The 16222-nt window shown below is 38.6% G+C and carries 18 protein-coding genes and 5 tRNA genes; 20 read left to right on the top strand and 3 right to left on the bottom strand.

What is annotated here, in order from left to right; genetic code table 11:
• Positions 1 to 64: 64 nt before the first annotated feature.
• The 7 genes from ACT170_RS00005 (at position 65) to ACT170_RS00035 (ending at position 2215) form a co-directional block, all read left to right on the top strand.
• Positions 65 to 137 (top strand) — tRNA-Asp (locus ACT170_RS00005).
• 18 nt (positions 138 to 155) lie between these two features.
• A tRNA-Lys gene (locus tag ACT170_RS00010) sits at positions 156 to 228 on the top strand.
• 5 nt (positions 229 to 233) lie between these two features.
• Positions 234 to 315, top strand: a tRNA-Leu gene (locus ACT170_RS00015).
• 12 nt (positions 316 to 327) lie between these two features.
• Positions 328 to 400, top strand: a tRNA-Thr gene (locus ACT170_RS00020).
• A 7-nt stretch (positions 401 to 407) separates the two neighbouring features.
• A tRNA-Glu gene (locus ACT170_RS00025) sits at positions 408 to 479 on the top strand.
• A gap of 89 nt (positions 480 to 568) precedes the next feature.
• Positions 569 to 1501 (top strand): manganese-dependent inorganic pyrophosphatase, encoded by a 933-nt coding sequence (locus ACT170_RS00030; RefSeq protein WP_048790253.1) that lies wholly within the window; start codon positions 569 to 571, stop codon positions 1499 to 1501.
• A gap of 54 nt (positions 1502 to 1555) precedes the next feature.
• Positions 1556 to 2215, top strand: a complete 660-nt coding sequence (locus tag ACT170_RS00035; protein WP_410532596.1) for a DUF1803 domain-containing protein — start codon at positions 1556 to 1558, stop codon at positions 2213 to 2215.
• Between the two features lie 29 nt (positions 2216 to 2244).
• Here the strand turns inward: ACT170_RS00035 and ntdP are convergent, their stop codons facing one another.
• Both ntdP and recX read right to left on the bottom strand, forming a co-directional pair.
• Positions 2245 to 2778 (bottom strand): nucleoside tri-diphosphate phosphatase, encoded by a 534-nt coding sequence (gene ntdP / locus ACT170_RS00040; RefSeq protein WP_002886644.1) that lies wholly within the window; start codon positions 2776 to 2778, stop codon positions 2245 to 2247.
• Between the two features lie 70 nt (positions 2779 to 2848).
• Positions 2849 to 3625 carry a recombination regulator RecX gene (gene recX, locus ACT170_RS00045; protein ID WP_084915013.1) on the bottom strand — a complete coding sequence of 259 codons (777 nt, stop codon included), beginning with the start codon at positions 3623 to 3625 and terminating at the stop codon, positions 2849 to 2851.
• A gap of 34 nt (positions 3626 to 3659) precedes the next feature.
• Here recX and rlmD point away from each other — a divergent pair, with 34 nt between their 5' ends.
• On the top strand, positions 3660 to 5015 hold the full coding sequence (gene rlmD / locus ACT170_RS00050; RefSeq protein WP_084915011.1) for a 23S rRNA (uracil(1939)-C(5))-methyltransferase RlmD: 1356 nt from the start codon (positions 3660 to 3662) through the stop codon (positions 5013 to 5015).
• A gap of 109 nt (positions 5016 to 5124) precedes the next feature.
• A complete protein-coding gene (gene asnA, locus ACT170_RS00055; protein ID WP_013990097.1) occupies positions 5125 to 6117 on the top strand; it encodes an aspartate--ammonia ligase in 993 nt (330 codons plus the stop codon).
• Positions 6118 to 6266: 149 nt separating this feature from the next.
• On the opposite strand, the gene ACT170_RS00060 is transcribed toward asnA, so the two are convergent.
• Positions 6267 to 7625 carry an aspartate kinase gene (locus ACT170_RS00060; protein ID WP_444817871.1) on the bottom strand — a complete coding sequence of 453 codons (1359 nt, stop codon included), beginning with the start codon at positions 7623 to 7625 and terminating at the stop codon, positions 6267 to 6269.
• A gap of 130 nt (positions 7626 to 7755) precedes the next feature.
• Here ACT170_RS00060 and ACT170_RS00065 point away from each other — a divergent pair, with 130 nt between their 5' ends.
• The 11 genes from ACT170_RS00065 to fabZ all read left to right on the top strand — a co-directional run bounded on the left by ACT170_RS00065 (position 7756) and on the right by fabZ (position 16160).
• Positions 7756 to 8394: an HAD family hydrolase gene (locus ACT170_RS00065; RefSeq protein WP_002885510.1), complete on the top strand. Its 639-nt coding sequence runs from the start codon at positions 7756 to 7758 to the stop codon at positions 8392 to 8394.
• A 210-nt stretch (positions 8395 to 8604) separates the two neighbouring features.
• Positions 8605 to 9396, top strand: coding sequence for an enoyl-CoA hydratase (locus ACT170_RS00070; RefSeq protein ID WP_002885566.1), 792 nt, complete (start codon positions 8605 to 8607; stop codon positions 9394 to 9396).
• 104 nt (positions 9397 to 9500) lie between these two features.
• The gene (gene fabT, locus ACT170_RS00075) at positions 9501 to 9935 is read left to right on the top strand and encodes a fatty acid biosynthesis transcriptional regulator FabT (RefSeq protein ID WP_002885562.1); all 435 of its coding nucleotides are present in this window, start codon (positions 9501 to 9503) and stop codon (positions 9933 to 9935) included.
• Positions 9935 to 10897 (top strand): beta-ketoacyl-ACP synthase III, encoded by a 963-nt coding sequence (locus tag ACT170_RS00080; protein ID WP_444817872.1) that lies wholly within the window; start codon positions 9935 to 9937, stop codon positions 10895 to 10897. The genes fabT and ACT170_RS00080 overlap by 1 nt, the downstream gene beginning before the upstream one ends.
• Positions 10898 to 10960: 63 nt before the next feature.
• On the top strand, positions 10961 to 11185 hold the full coding sequence (locus ACT170_RS00085; protein WP_002885495.1) for an acyl carrier protein: 225 nt from the start codon (positions 10961 to 10963) through the stop codon (positions 11183 to 11185).
• Between the two features lie 105 nt (positions 11186 to 11290).
• Positions 11291 to 12256 carry an enoyl-[acyl-carrier-protein] reductase FabK gene (gene fabK, locus ACT170_RS00090; RefSeq protein WP_021144652.1) on the top strand — a complete coding sequence of 322 codons (966 nt, stop codon included), beginning with the start codon at positions 11291 to 11293 and terminating at the stop codon, positions 12254 to 12256.
• 22 nt (positions 12257 to 12278) lie between these two features.
• Positions 12279 to 13199: an ACP S-malonyltransferase gene (gene fabD / locus ACT170_RS00095; protein ID WP_021147171.1), complete on the top strand. Its 921-nt coding sequence runs from the start codon at positions 12279 to 12281 to the stop codon at positions 13197 to 13199.
• Between the two features lie 12 nt (positions 13200 to 13211).
• On the top strand, positions 13212 to 13946 hold the full coding sequence (gene fabG, locus ACT170_RS00100) for a 3-oxoacyl-[acyl-carrier-protein] reductase (protein WP_002886656.1): 735 nt from the start codon (positions 13212 to 13214) through the stop codon (positions 13944 to 13946).
• A gap of 61 nt (positions 13947 to 14007) precedes the next feature.
• Positions 14008 to 15240 carry a beta-ketoacyl-ACP synthase II gene (fabF, locus tag ACT170_RS00105; protein ID WP_002885574.1) on the top strand — a complete coding sequence of 411 codons (1233 nt, stop codon included), beginning with the start codon at positions 14008 to 14010 and terminating at the stop codon, positions 15238 to 15240.
• Between the two features lie 3 nt (positions 15241 to 15243).
• Positions 15244 to 15738, top strand: coding sequence for an acetyl-CoA carboxylase biotin carboxyl carrier protein (accB, locus tag ACT170_RS00110; protein WP_002885548.1), 495 nt, complete (start codon positions 15244 to 15246; stop codon positions 15736 to 15738).
• Positions 15735 to 16160 (top strand): 3-hydroxyacyl-ACP dehydratase FabZ, encoded by a 426-nt coding sequence (gene fabZ, locus ACT170_RS00115; protein ID WP_002885470.1) that lies wholly within the window; start codon positions 15735 to 15737, stop codon positions 16158 to 16160. The genes accB and fabZ overlap by 4 nt, the downstream gene beginning before the upstream one ends.
• The last annotated feature ends 62 nt before the right edge of the window (positions 16161 to 16222 follow it).

The raw sequence follows: 16222 nt of genomic DNA on the forward strand, positions 1-16222 counted from the left end.
TCAGCTGGGAGAGCATCTGCCTTACAAGCAGAGGGTCAGCGGTTCGATCCCGTTAACTCCCATAGGTCCCGTGGTGTAGCGGTTATCACGTCGCCCTGTCACGGCGAAGATCGCGGGTTCGATTCCCGTCGGGACCGTCAAGTAGAAATATTTGAGACTCGTTAGCTCAGTTGGTAGAGCAATTGACTTTTAATCAATGGGTCACTGGTTCGAGCCCAGTACGGGTCATATATGCGGGTGTGGCGGAATTGGCAGACGCACCAGATTTAGGATCTGGCGCTTAACGGCGTGGGGGTTCAAGTCCCTTCACCCGCATTAGAAAAGTTAGCCGGCTTAGCTCAGTTGGTAGAGCATCTGATTTGTAATCAGAGGGTCGCGTGTTCAAGTCATGTAGCCGGCATAAAGATGGTCCGTTGGTCAAGGGGTTAAGACACCGCCTTTTCACGGCGGTAACACGGGTTCGAATCCCGTACGGACTATATTTCGAGTAACTTAGGTTACTCTTTTTATTTTGTTTCTTTTTTTTATATGTTATAATAACTTATAATACTATTTTTGAGGTGAATTTATGTCTAAAGTTTTTGTTTTTGGTCATCAAAACCCTGATTCTGATGCGATTGGGTCTTCTTATGGATACGCTTATTTGAAACGTCAACTTGGCGTTGATGCTGAAGCTGTTGCTTTAGGTACTCCTAACGAAGAAACAGCTTTCGTTCTTGATTATTTTGGTGTTGAGGCACCACGAGTTGTTGAATCAGCTTTGTCAGAGGGAGTTAATCAAGTAATTCTTACAGACCATAATGAGTTTCAACAATCTATTTCAGATATTAAGGATGTTGAGGTTATTGAGGTAGTAGACCATCACCGTGTGGCTAACTTTGAAACCGCTAATCCATTAATGATGCGATTGGAACCTGTTGGATCAGCTTCTTCAATTGTTTATCGTATGTTCAAAGAAAACAATGTTGAAGTTCCTAAGGAAGTGGCTGGTTTGCTTTTGTCAGGTTTGATTTCGGATACTCTTCTCCTTAAATCTCCAACTACACATGCTTCAGATCCTGCAGTTGCAGCTGAACTTGCAGAAATTGCTGGAGTTAATTTGGAAGAATATGGGCTTGCTATGCTTAAAGCTGGTACTAATCTTTCTTCTAAATCTGCTGAAGAACTTATTGATATTGATGCCAAAACTTTTGAATTGAATGGCAATCAAGTTCGTGTTGCACAAGTTAATACAGTTGATATTTCCGATGTTCTTTCTCGTCAAGAGGAAATCGAAGAAGCTATTAATAACTCAATTAAAAGCAATGGATACTCTGACTTTGTCTTAATGATTACTGATATCCTTAATTCAAATTCAGAAATTCTTGCACTTGGTTCAAATACTGATAATGTTGAAGAAGCCTTTGATTTTGTTTTAGAAAATAATCATGCTTTCCTTGAAGGTGCCGTTTCTCGTAAGAAACAAGTAGTACCACAGTTGACTGAAAGCTTTAATGCATAAAATTAGGCCGTCAGGCCTTTTTTTAGTGGTCTGATTAATGGTATAATACTTCTTATGATAATACAATTTAACCCAAACAAACTATGTAAGCAAGCTTTTTTTATGGAAATAGTGAATTATCTATATCTTAATCAGCCTGTGACCCTGAGAGCAATAAAAAGGGAGTTTCCTTTTCAAAAGAATATAGATAAATTAATTGAGGAGTTTGTAAAAGCAGGCTATATTGAACGATTTGAGAAGCGTTATCGTCTATTAATTAATCTAGTGTTGGATTCTTCTACAATTGACTTAGATCAGCATTTTTTTATTGAAGATGATTCTACTTGTTATTTAGAGCTATTAAATCGTAGATTTGTTACTGAGATAAGTAATTCTACTAATGAAGTTGTCATTATTGAACAAACGAGTATCACGAGAGATGATCTTACAATTTCAAACTATTTCTATAAATTAAGAGAAAATCTACCATTATCGGAAGAGCAGAATAGATTATATGATATATTAGGGGATGTTAATCCTGAATATTTTTTAAAACATGTTACGACTTTTCTTTTAAAATACGTTAGGAAGGAATATGCACTTCAAAAAAGGAGGAATATTTTTGTTGATGCTTTAGAATTATTAGGGTATCTTATTCAAGTAGAAGAAGGTCGTTATCTTTTGAATATGGATTTAGACTCCGAAGCATTAGTTTTTAGTGCAAAAAAAGACTAGTATCATTACTAGTCTTTTTTATGACAACTTTAACGATTCCTTAGTTCAAGATAACGTTTGTACCAGATGTTAACATAAGATTGTGAAAATGGCCCCTTACCATTGTTAATCCAATCTACCAAGATTTTAACATGTTCCTTTAAGATATAGTCAATATCAGGAGAGTAATGCATTTCTTTTTTATGTGTTTCATACTCATCTACATCTAGCAATTTTTTTTCACCATCAGCGAAGACTTTGACATCTAGGTCGTAGTCAATATATTTTAGTGCTTCTTGGTCCAAAATATATGGACTAGCTAAATTGCAGTAGTAGGAAATGCCGTTATCCCTAATCATGGCTATAATATTAAACCAGTATTTTTTGTGGAAATAAACAATAGCAGGTTCACGTGTTACCCATCGTCTTCCGTCTGCTTCAGTAACGAGGGTGTGGTCGTTAACGCCAATAACAGCATTCTCAGTTGTCTTTAGTACCATAGTATCGCGCCAAGTACGGTGCAAACTACCATCATGCTTATAACTTTGAATTGTGATAAAGTCGCCTTCTTTTGGTAATTTCATGGCGTCCTCTTTCTACAATAAGGGTTATCCCCTTTATTGTATCATAATTTTTTGAAAAGAGGGGGAATACCTATAAATATTCTCTTAGAGCGGATGCTATCGCATCAAAGTCATAACCTTTTCGGGCTAAAGATTGTGTCAAGCGTTGCTTAAGCTCATAACCGTCGTATTTTTTACTAAATTTTTGATATTGCTTATCAATTTCTTTATAAAGTAGAGCTTGCTCATTTTCTTCATCTGCTTCAAGTTCTAGATGATCGATTGCTAGTTTACTTTCTTGGAATGAAAAACCTTTATTGATAAGGCTTTGAGTTAATTTATCTTTTAGAGCTTTAGATGGTAGTTTTCCCTGATATTTTCGTAACAGTTTTGAGGCTACTTTAATGGCTATTTCTGAGAAATCAAATTGGCTTAAAACATCGTCAATGATTTGTTTGTTACAACCTTTTTGAAGCCATTTTTGCTTCAGCACATAGGCCCCTTTATCGCCTGAATTCAGATTTTGTTGAGCTAGACTTTCTAGGAGTTTGTAATCATCAATCCAATGATTCTTTTTTAGATTATCAATAATTTTGGGAATTATATGAGGGTTTATTTCATGTTTAAAAAGGTAATCTTTTACTTCTTTCTCAGTACGTTGTTTAAATGAAATAAAATAGAGAGCTAGGTTTTTACCATGCGAGAACTGAGCAAAGGATTTAATATCCTCTAGTTGATCTTTGTCCAGTATCATTTCTTTAGTCAACATGTATTTAACGATGGTATCTTCTGTAACGTAGAGACTCTCTTTTTTATCTATCTCAAGGAGATAAAGTCTCTTTTTCTTCTCGATTTTTGTGATTTTCATAGTTATTATTATATCAAAATGTTAGAATGGTAGTATGAATTTACAAGTGAAACAGCGTATCCCGCTTAAGATAAAACGCATGGGAATCAATGGCGAAGGCATTGGTTTTTATAAGAAAACTCTAGTTTTTGTACCAGGGGCTTTGAAGGGTGAAGAGGTGTTCTGTCAGATTGTTTCTGTTAAGAGAAACTTTGTTCAGGCGAAATTATTAAAGATTAATAAACCTTCTAAGTTTCGTGTCGAACCTGCATGTAATATTTATGAAGACTGTGGTGGTTGCCAGTTAATGCATCTTCGTTATGATAAGCAATTAGAGTTTAAAACTGACTTGTTAGGACAAGCCTTGAAGAAGTTTAAACCGGCTAATTTTGAGTCATATGACATTCGTCCAACAATAGGGATGGAGCAACCACAACATTACCGAGCTAAACTACAATTTCAAACCCGTTCTTTTGGTGGCTCAGTTAAGGCTGGCTTATTTGCGGAAGGGAGTCATCGCCTCATTAATATTGATGATTGCCTAGTTCAGGATGAGCTAACTCAAGCCATTATGAATAAGGTGACAAATTTGTTAGATAAATACAAGTTACCAATTTATAATGAGCGCAAAATTGCTGGAATTCGTACTGTTATGATACGACGTGCTTTGGGTTCAAATCAGGTCCAGTTAATTTTTGTAACCTCTAAATCAGTTTCTTTCACAAAATTAGTTAAGGAATTGACGGAAAGTTTTCCAGAAATCGTAACAATCGCTGTCAATTATAACTATTCGAAATCTAGTGAAATTTATGGACAGGATACTGAGATTATTTGGGGACAAGACACGATTCAAGAAGAGGTACTGGACTATAACTTCGCTCTCTCTCCTCGTGCATTTTACCAGTTGAATCCTCAACAAACAGAGGTACTCTATGGTCAGGCTGTTGAAGCTTTGGATGTGGATAAGGCTGAACATCTTATTGATGCTTATTGTGGGGTTGGTACTATTGGACTTGCTTTTGCAAATAAGGTAAAGAGTATTCGAGGTATGGATATTATTCCTGAGGCTATCGAGGATGCTAGGAAGAATGCCAAATCACTTGGACTGGAAAATGCTCACTATGAGGTGGGTAAAGCAGAAGATATCATTCCACGTTGGTACAAGGAAGGGTATCGAGCAGATGCTCTTATTGTGGATCCCCCTAGAACTGGTTTAGATGATAAGCTACTTAAAACGATACGGGACTACACTCCTGAAAAAATGGTATATGTTTCATGTAATGTATCTACTTTGGCTAGAGACCTAGTTTCTTTGGCTAAAGTTTATGATGTTAATTATATCCAGTCAGTAGATATGTTTCCTCATACGGCTCGAACAGAAGCAGTTGTGAAGCTAACTAAGAAAATGTGATAAAACCTAACATAAAAAACAAGAAATTTTCAAAATTGTTGGAAAATTTCTTTATTTTTCTGAAAAATAGGAGTATAATAGGCTTATCGATTTTTTAAAGGAGGAGCGTATGAAAAAGAGCTTCATTCATCAACAAGAGGAAATTTCTTTTGTGAAGAATACTTTTACACAGTATTTGATTGATAAACTTGACGTCGTTGAAGTGCAAGGGCCTATTTTGAGTAAGGTCGGGGATGGTATGCAGGATAATTTGAGCGGTATTGAGAATCCTGTAACTGTTAATGTGCTTCAGATTCCAGACGCGACATACGAAGTTGTTCACTCATTAGCAAAATGGAAACGCCATACTTTGGCTCGTTTTGGTTTCAATGAAGGTGAAGGGCTTGTGGTTAATATGAAGGCTCTTCGTCCAGATGAAGATTCATTGGATGCAACGCACTCTGTTTACGTTGACCAATGGGACTGGGAAAAAGTTATTCCTGACGGACATCGTAATATCGCTTATTTGAAAGAAACTGTTGAAACCATTTATAAGGTCATTCGTTTGACTGAGCTAGCAGTTGAAGCACGTTACGATATTGAAGCAATTTTACCAAAGAAAATTACCTTCATCCATTCAGAAGAACTTGTTGAGAAGTACCCTGATTTGACACCAAAAGAGCGTGAAGATGCTATTACCAAGGAATATGGCGCTGTATTCTTGATTGGTATCGGTGGTGTTCTTCCTGATGGAAAACCACATGATGGCCGTGCACCTGACTATGATGACTGGACAACTGAGTCTGAGAATGGTTACCATGGTTTGAATGGGGATATCTTGGTTTGGAATGAACAATTAGGACATGCCTTTGAATTGTCATCAATGGGTATTCGTGTTGATGAAGATGCCCTTAAACGTCAGGTTGAAATTACTGGCGACCAAGATCGTTTGAAATTGGATTGGCACCAAGCCTTGTTACATGGCCTTTTCCCACTAACAATTGGTGGAGGTATTGGTCAGTCACGTATGGCTATGTTCTTGCTTCGTAAGAAACATATTGGTGAGGTTCAAACTTCAGTTTGGCCAGATGCCGTTCGTGAAACTTACGAAAATATCTTGTAAAAAAAGCACTAACGAAAGTTAGTGTTTTTTGGTTAGCAATTGCTGTGTATAATTGCTCAACGAATTTTCTATTGGAGTAAATATCATGAGAGATGACTTATTTTTTCATAAAGAAAAAACCTATCCCTTGAAGGAGATAGGTTTTTAGATTAGTCGTCACTACGGAAAAAAGCATCGTAAAGAGCTCTGACAGCTGCTTTTTCTTGCTCGGTTTCAATTACAAACATAACAGAAACTTCACTAGAACCTTGAGAAATCATTTCTAGGTTAATATGTTTTTCAGAGAGCGCTTTAGCCGCTGTCGCTGTAACACCGATGTGGTCTTTCATATTTTCACCAACAATCATGAGGATTGAAAGGCCATGTTCAATTTCAACTTCATCAACACCGAGTTCACGAGTCAAGTATGAAAGAATTTCTTGTTCTTTGATTGGGGTAAGTTCACATTCTCGAATAATGATTGAGAGATCATCGATTCCAGAAGGCATGTGTTCCCAACGGATGTTTAAATCTTCCAAAATTTGGAGGACCTTACGTCCAAAACCAACTTCACGATTCATGAGGTATTTGGTCATATTGATGCTGACGAATTTATCATCACTCGCAATACCAACGACAGGAACAGTTGCACCCTTATGTTCAAGAATAATACGTGTGCCTGGATGGTCTGGATTATTAGTATTTTTAATAACCAATGGAATTTTACCACGATAGGCAGGCAGTAGAGCCTCATCATGAAGAACTGAGAATCCAGCATAAGCCAATTCACGCATTTCTTTATAAGTTAACTCAGGAATAGAATGTGGTTCATGAACGACACCAGGATGGGCTGCGAAAATACCATCTACATCTGTGAAGTTTTCATATAAGTCTGCCTTAACTCCAGCTGCAACGATAGAACCTGTGATATCAGAGCCTCCACGCGAGAAAGTACAAATTTGATTATCAGGGGTAACACCAAAGAAACCAGGGATTACAAGAACCTCATCTGATTCACGAAGCTCTTCCAACTTGTCATAAGCTCCTGGAAGGATACGAGCATTCCCAGGTTCGCTTGAGACAAAAATACCAGCTTGGCGAGGATGAACGTAACGTGCTTCAATACCATTATTACGGAAATACTCAGCAATCAGTTTTGCGTTATTGTCCTCACCAGCGGCTAGAAATGTATCGTAGAGGAATTCGTTATCCTCGATAGGGAGGGTTGCTAAATCATTGATAGATTTGGCTATTTTAGCCATTTCTGTTGATTTAAAACCTAGTTCATCAACCATAGCCTGGTAGCGGTTAATAATCCATTCTTGGTCAGCCTTGACATCAGCACCTTTTGTATAGTGTTTATAGTATTTAATCAAGGCATCCGTAACTTTGGTATCTTCATCGTTACGTTTACCTGGGGCTGAGACAACGACAAAGCGACGTTCAGGGTCAGATTTTACAATGTTTAAGACTTTTTCTAATTGTGTGGCTGAAGCAAGTGAGCTTCCACCGAATTTGATGACTTTCATAGTTTCTCCAAAAAATTTAAATTACTATACAATTATAGCAAAATTCTGACAATTTGTCACATTGTTTTTAAAAGCAAGTAAGATTTAGCCCTAATATGGTACAATAAGGTAAGAAAAAGGAGGATATCCCGTGGTAGAGGCAATTATTTTTGATATGGATGGTGTCCTTTTTGACACTGAAAAATATTATTATGATCGACGTGCAAATTTCTTGGCTCAAAAGGGAATTTCAATAGATCATTTACCCCCGTCTTTCTTTATAGGTGGAAATACCAAGCAGGTTTGGGAAAATATTCTCAGAGATGACTATGATAACTGGGATGTGCCAACTTTACAAGAAGAGTACAATGCTTATAAACAAGACAATCCCTTACCCTATAAAGAATTAATCTTTCCTGATGTTTTAAAAGTTTTGAATGAAGTGAAATCTCGAGGGTTGAAAATAGGTTTGGCTTCTAGCTCAGTGAAGGCAGATATTCTTAGAGCTTTGAAGGAAAATCATTTGGATGGTTTCTTTGATGTTGTTCTTTCTGGGGAGGAATTCAAAGAGAGTAAACCCAATCCAGAGATTTACCTGACAGCCTTAAATCAATTAGGCGTCAAACCAAATCAAGCTTTAATTATTGAAGATAGCGAAAAAGGAATTGCTGCTGGCGTTGCTGCTGGCGTTGAGGTCTGGGCCATAAAAGATAATCGTTTTGGCATGGATCAGGGAGCAGCCAAAGGTTTGTTGGATAACCTCATAGATGTTTTGGACTTATTGGAGTAACAGAGACACCGAGTTGTAGAGCTCGGTGTTTTGATATATCAAATTAAAAAACTCTAAGTTTCTGTTGACCTTTAGGTGGACTATGGTATACTAGAAAATAACGATGAATGATTTGATAATCAAATTATCTATTCATCAAATAAAATTGTATAAAAACATAAAGAACATGCGGTTTTCATATAGGAACTAGTTATCGGAGGAATGTAAAAAATGGCTTACGAAACAATTCTTTATAGTGTTGAAGAGGGAGTAGCAACTTTGACACTTAATCGTCCAGAAGTGCAAAATGGATTTAATATTCCAGTTTGTGATGAAATTATGGCTGCAATTGAAGAAGCTAATCAAGATGCGTCAGTAAAATTCTTGGTAATCAATGCTAATGGGAAAGTCTTTTCTGTTGGTGGAGACCTTGATCAAATGCAAAAAGCGGTTGCTGTAGATGATGTGCAGTCTTTGGTTCGTATTGCTGAGCAGGTAAATGAAATTTCATTTGCTCTTAAAAAATTGCCTAAGCCAGTTATTATGGTTGTTGATGGACCTTGTGCTGGTGCTGCAGCTAACTTAGCTGTTGCAGCAGACTTTACCATTGCATCTGATAAGGCTAAATTCATCCAAGCTTTTGTAGGTGTTGGTTTGGCACCTGACGCTGGAGGTCTTTACCTTTTGACACGTTCAATTGGTATCAACCGTGCGACTCAAATTACCATGACAGGAGAGCCAGTATCAGCTGAAAAAGCCTTGGACTGGGGAATTGCCTATAAGGTTGTCGAATCAGAAAAACTTGAAAAAACAGTTAGTCAGCTGATTAAAAAATTGAACCGTTCTTCAGTGAACTCCTTCAAAGCTATTAAAGAAATGGTTTGGGAATCTGAATTTGCAGGATGGGAAAATTATGCTAAGTTGGAACTTGACTTGCAAAAATCTCTTGCCTTTACAGAGGACTTCAAGGAAGGGGTTCGTGCTTATAGTGAGCGACGTCGACCTAAATTCCAAGGAAAATAGCCACATTTTCTAAAAGAAAAACTAAAGTTTTTTAATCGGGCTTGCGAAATTAGTTTGAGTCTGATATAATTTGAAAGTCAAAGTTTTATTGAAAGGAGTCTGGTGTGAATTACGACAAAATTGATGGCTATCTTGTTGATATTTTTAATAACGTAGTTATTATCGAAGAAGCAAGTTTAAAGAATTCAAAGTTTAACGATGTTTCCCTCAAGGAAATGCATACCATTGATGTGATCGGTACACATCCAGATACGACACCAAGTGCAGTAGCTAAAGAACTCATGCTAACTCTTGGTACTGTAACAACATCTCTCAATAAACTTGAAAAGAAAGGTTATATTGTCCGTACGCGTTCATCAGTTGACCGTCGTGTGGTCCATCTTTCGCTTTCTAAAAAGGGTCGTTTGGTATATCGTCTTCACCGTCGTTTTCATAAATCAATGGTGATGAGGATTACAGAAGGCTTTAACGACGAGGAATTGAAGGTTATGAGCAAGGGATTGGAAAATCTCCACGCCTTTCTTGAGGAGTTGAAATAATGGCATTTGCAAAAATTAGTCAGGTTGCCCATTATGCACCTGCTCAGGTCGTGACTAATGATGACCTATCAAAAATCATGGATACTAGCGATGAGTGGATTCGCTCACGTACCGGTATTCAGGAACGTCGCATCTCATTGAATGAGAATACGAGTGATTTAGCTACCAATGTTGCTCATCAGCTATTAGAAAAATCAGGATTAGCTCCTGAGGAGCTAGACTTTGTTTTAGTTGCAACGATTTCTCCTGATAGCTCGATGCCGTCAGTGGCAGCGCGTGTTCAAGGAACAATTGGAGCAGTCAATGCCTTTGCTTTTGATATTACTGCGGCATGTAGTGGGTTTGTCTTTGCCCTGGCAACCGCAGAAAAATTGATTAAGTCAGGTGTCTACAAAAGAGGTCTAGTTATTGGTGCTGAAGTCCTTTCTAAAACGTTAGACTGGTCTGACCGTACAACAGCTGTCCTCTTTGGAGATGGTGCTGGCGGAGTCCTTTTGGAAGAAACTGAAGAAGAACATTTCTTGGGAGAATCTTTAAATACCGATGGTAGCAAGGGTGGTCTTGAGTCAGGAGCCTCTGCAGTTATCTCGCCTTATTCAGATGAGTCTGATCAGCCTAATCCCTATATGCAAATGGATGGGAAAGCAATCTTTGATTTTGCCGTTAAGACGGTTTCAAAGAGTATTAAGGCCTTGGTTGAAGAAAAAGGTGAGCCTGATTACTTCCTTCTTCATCAAGCTAATATTCGTATTTTGGATATTATGGCTAAGAAAATCGATGTCAATCGTGACAAATTCTTGGCAAACATGATGTCTTATGGTAATACCAGTGCGGCAAGTATCCCAATTCTGCTTTCTGAAAACTTGGCGAATGGGACCTTAAAATTAGACAGCGGTCAAACAATTCTCTTATCAGGTTTTGGTGGGGGTTTGACATGGGGCAGTCTTATTGTTAAAATCTAGTTATATAAATTATGCACCAGCATAGATTATAAGAAATATATTTATCTTAAAGGAGAAATTAAAATGGCAGTATTTGAAAAAGTACAAGAAATCATCGTTGAAGAACTTGGGAAAGATGCAGAAGAAGTAAAAGTAGAAACTACTTTTGACGAACTTGACGCTGACTCACTTGACGTGTTCCAAGTTATCTCAGAAATCGAAGATGAGTTCGATATCCAAATCGAAACTGAAGAAGGTCTTAACACTGTTGGTGACCTTGTTGCTTACGTAGAAGAAAAAACTAAATGAGCAGGGCATAGAGAATATTCTTATTTGGGATATTCTCCTTTGTTTATACAATTACTTTGATTATTAAACTATTTATTTGATTAGAAAATCGAAAAAAGGTGCAAAATGAAATCTCGTATTACAGAACTGTTAGGAATTAAATATCCAATCTTCCAAGGTGGTATGGCCTGGGTTGCTGATGGCGACTTGGCAGGAGCCGTTTCAAATGCTGGTGGACTCGGAATTATTGGTGGCGGTAATGCCCCTAAAGAAGTGGTAAAAGCTAATATTGATAGAGTAAAACAAATCACTGACAAACCTTTCGGTGTTAATATCATGCTTTTGTCACCATTTGCAGATGACATCGTTGACCTCGTTATCGAAGAGGGCGTTAAGGTTGTTACAACAGGAGCCGGAAATCCAGGTAAATATATGGAGCGTTTCCACGATGCTGGAATTACAGTAATCCCAGTTATTCCATCGGTAGCACTTGCTAAACGTATGGAAAAACTTGGAGCAGATGCTGTTGTCGCAGAAGGTATGGAAGCTGGTGGTCACATCGGTAAATTGACAACTATGGCACTTGTTCGCCAAGTTGCTGATGCGGTATCTATCCCAGTTATTGGAGCTGGTGGTGTTGCTGATGGACGTGGTATGGCTGCTGTTCTTATGCTTGGAGCAGAAGCTGTTCAGGTTGGTACGCGTTTCGCTGTTGCTAAAGAATCTAATGCACACCAAAACTTCAAAGATAAGATTTTGAAGGCTAAAGATATTGATACTGTTATTTCAGCCTCAGTTGTTGGACACCCAGTTCGTGCGATTAAGAATAAATTGGCTACTGAATATAACCAAGCTGAAAAAGATTTCTTGGCTGGTAAGAAGACTCAAGAGGAAATTGAAGAGCTTGGTGCAGGTGCCCTTCGTAACGCGGTTGTTGATGGAGATGTGGAATATGGTTCAGTTATGGCTGGACAAATTGCAGGTCTTGTTCGTAAAGAAGAAACATGTGCAGAAATCTTGGAAGACCTATACACAGGTGCTGCCAAGGTGATTAAAGAAGAAGCTGCTCGTTGGGCAGATGTAAACGTCTAAAAACGTCGAAAGGATTAGGATAGTGACAAAACGTGCGTTCTTATTTGCTGGTCAAGGGGCTCAGAAATTGGGCATGGCGAGCGATTTGTATGCGACTTATCCCGTTGTCAAAGAGACATTTGATACGGCAAGTCGTATTCTAGGTTATGATTTGCGTGAATTGATTGATTCTAACGAAGAAAAACTTAATCAGACACGCTATACTCAACCAGCTATTTTGACAACGTCAGTAGCCATTTATCGCCTTTTGGCAGAAAATGGTATCACTCCTGATATTGTTGCCGGTCTCTCTTTGGGTGAATATTCTGCCCTAGTTGCGGCTGGAGCACTCTCATTTGAGGATGCGGTAGCCCTGGTTGCTAAACGTGGAGAATTCATGGAAACAGCTGCTCCTGCTGGAAGTGGGAAAATGGTTGCTGTCATGAATACAGATCCAAGTTTGATTGAAGAAATCTGTCAAAAAGCATCTGAAAAGGGTGTAGTAACGCCTGCTAACTATAATACTCCAGCACAAATTGTTATTGGTGGTGAAGTTGAGGCTGTTGATTATGCTGTGGAATTGCTTAAAGAAGCTGGTGCTAAACGTCTGATTCCTCTTAATGTTTCAGGGCCGTTCCATACAGCTTTACTTGAATCAGCTAGTCAAAAATTGGCAGCAGAACTTGAGAAAGTGTCATTCAAGGACTTTACGCTTCCTTTAGTAGGTAATACTGAGGCTCAAATCATGAAGTCAGAAGACGTCAAAGCACTTTTGGCTCGTCAGGTGATGGAACCTGTACGTTTTTATGATTCGATTGCCACTATCCAAGAATTTGGTGTAGATGAAGTAATTGAGATTGGTCCAGGAAAAGTCTTGTCAGGCTTCTTGAAGAAAATTGATAAAACCTTACCAACTTATAATGTTGAAGATCAAGCTAGTCTTGATGCCCTTCTTAATGCTTAAAACGAGGTAAACATGGAACTTAAGAATAAAAATGTTTTTGTAACAGGTTCAACACGTGGAATTGGATTAGCTGTGGCACACAAATTTGCTAGTCTTGGTGCCAATGTTGTTCTAAATGGACGTTCTGAAATCTCTGAGGACTTGCTTGCACAGTTTGCAGATTATGGTGTAACAGTTGTAGGTATCTCAGGTGATATTTCTAACGGTGAAGATGCTAAACGTATGGTAGCTGAAGCTATTGAAAAGCTTGGTAGTGTTGATGTGCTAGTTAATAATGCTGGGATCACTAATGATAAGTTGATGTTGAAGATGAGTGAAGAAGATTTTGAACGTGTCTTGAAAATCAACTTGACTGGTGCTTTCAATATGACACAGGCTGTCTTAAAACCAATGTCTAAGGCTCGTCAAGGTGCCATCATCAATATGTCATCTGTTGTAGGTCTCATGGGGAATATTGGTCAAGCTAACTATGCGGCTTCAAAAGCTGGTTTGATTGGTTTTACAAAATCAGTGGCGCGTGAAGTTGCGGCTCGTGGTGTCCGTGTCAATGCTATTGCTCCTGGTTTCATTGAATCAGATATGACTGACGCTATTCCAGAGAAAATGAAAGATGCTATGATTGCTCAAGTGCCAATGAAACGTATTGGTCAAGCAGAAGAAGTGGCTGAAGTTGCAGCATTCTTGGCTAGTCAAGAATATCTCACAGGTCAAACCATCGCTATTGATGGTGGTATGACCATGCAATAATTGAATGTCAATATCAAAAAGTCATTTACTAGAATATCCACCCGACAAAAGGAGAATATATATGTCTACAAATCGTGTTGTTGTTACAGGTTACGGCGTAACCTCACCAATCGGTAATACACCAGAAGAATTTTGGAACAGTCTTCATGACGGTAAAATTGGTATCAAACCAATTACGAAGTTCGATGCTTCTGAAATTCCAGTCTTTAACGCTGGTGAAATCCAAGATTTCCCGTTCGATAAGTACTTTGTGAAAAAAGATACTAACCGTATGGACACTTACTCACTTTATGCGATTTATGCTGCTATGGAAGCTCTTGAAAATTCAGGACTTAACATGGAAGAAGAAGATCGTGATCGTGTTGGTGTCATCGTGTCATCTGGTATCGGTGGTCTTCAAGAACTTGAAGATCAAATCATTCGTATGCACGAACGTGGGATGAAACGTATCAAACCAATGTTTATCCCTAAAGCACTTTCAAACATGGGTGCTGGTAACATTGCTCTTAAAATTGGTGCTCAAGGGGTATGTAAATCAGTGACGACTGCTTGTGCCTCTGCCAATGATGCAATCGGTGAAGCCTTCCGTGAAATTAAATTCGGTTTGCATGATGTTGTCTTGGCTGGTGGTGCTGAAGCTTCAATCACTAAGATTGGTATTGGTGGTTTCAATGCTCTTACAGCACTTTCAACAACAGAGGATCCAGAACGTTCATCAATTCCATTTGATAAAGACCGTAATGGTTTTGTTATGGGTGAAGGTGCAGGGGTTCTCGTTATCGAAAGCTTGGAACATGCCCAAAAACGTGGTGCTAACATCTTGGCTGAGATTGTTGGTTACGGATCAAACTGTGATGCCTATCACATGACAACACCAACTCCAGACGGTTCTGGTGCTGCTAAAGCAATTAAATTGGCTATCAATGAAGCTGGTATCAAACCTGAAGATGTTGATTATGTTAATGCTCACGGGACATCAACACCTGCCAATGAAAAAGGTGAAAGTGGCGCCATTGTTTCTGTACTTGGTAAAGATGTTCCAGTTTCATCTACTAAATCATTTACAGGTCACTTGCTAGGTGCTGCTGGTGCGGTTGAGGCTATTGCAACAATCGAAGCTATTCGTCATAGCTATGTACCGAAAACTGCTGGTACAAAAGAATTGTCTGACTACATAGAAGCTAATGTTGTTTATGGTGAAGGTCAAGAAGCTGATATTGAGTACGCAATTTCAAATACTTTCGGTTTTGGTGGACACAATGCTGTTCTTGCCTTTAAACGTTGGGAGGCTTAATTCATGAATATTTCTGAAATCAAAGATTTGTTGGCTCAATTTGATGCATCAACTTTGCGTGAATTTTCATACAAAAACAATGGTGAAGAATTGAACTTGAGCAAAAATCAAACAAGTTCAGTAACAGCTGCCCCAGTAGCTCCTACAGTTGAAGTAGTTGCGCCAGCTCCTCAGGCTCCGGTTGCTCCAGTAGCAGCACCTGCTGCTGTTGAAACTCCAGCAACACCAGTTGAAGAAGCTTCTGCACCAGCTCAAGCTGCTGAAGGAGAAGTGGTTGAAAGTCCACTTGTCGGTGTGGCTTACTTGTCTCCATCACCTGAAAAACCAGCCTTTGTTTCTGTTGGCGACACTGTTAAGAAAGGTCAAACTCTTCTTATCGTTGAAGCGATGAAGGTTATGAATGAAGTGCCAGCGCCTAAAGATGGTGTTATTACTGAGATCTTGGTAGCGAATGAAGAAGTTGTTGACTATGGAAAAGGATTGGTACGCATCAAATGACAATTGATATTAATGCTATTCGTGAAGCTTTACCACACCGTTATCCAATGCTTTTGGTTGACCGTGTGCTAGAAGTTTCAGAAGACGAAATCACAGCTATTAAAAATGTAACGATCAATGAACCTTTCTTTAATGGACATTTTCCTCAATACCCAGTTATGCCTGGCGTTCTTATCATGGAAGCTCTTGCGCAAACAGCTGGTGTTCTTGAATTGTCTAAACCTGAAAACAAAGGCAAATTAGTCTTTTACGCAGGTATGGATAAGGTTAAATTTAAAAAACAAGTGGTTCCTGGTGACCAACTTGTTATGACAGCTAAGTTTGTTAAACGTCGTGGAACAATTGCTGTTGTTGAAGCTAAGGCTGAAGTCGATGGGAAACTTGCTGCATCAGGTACTTTGACTTTTGCTATTGGAAGCTAATGTTTTGTGAAAATCCTTCTGGCGACAGTCGGAAAGGATTTTTCTTTAGACATTGGTCTATC

Origin of the sequence: Streptococcus sp. cx1, from assembly GCF_052384325.1 — a bacterium.
Lineage (GTDB): Bacteria > Bacillota > Bacilli > Lactobacillales > Streptococcaceae > Streptococcus > Streptococcus salivarius_G.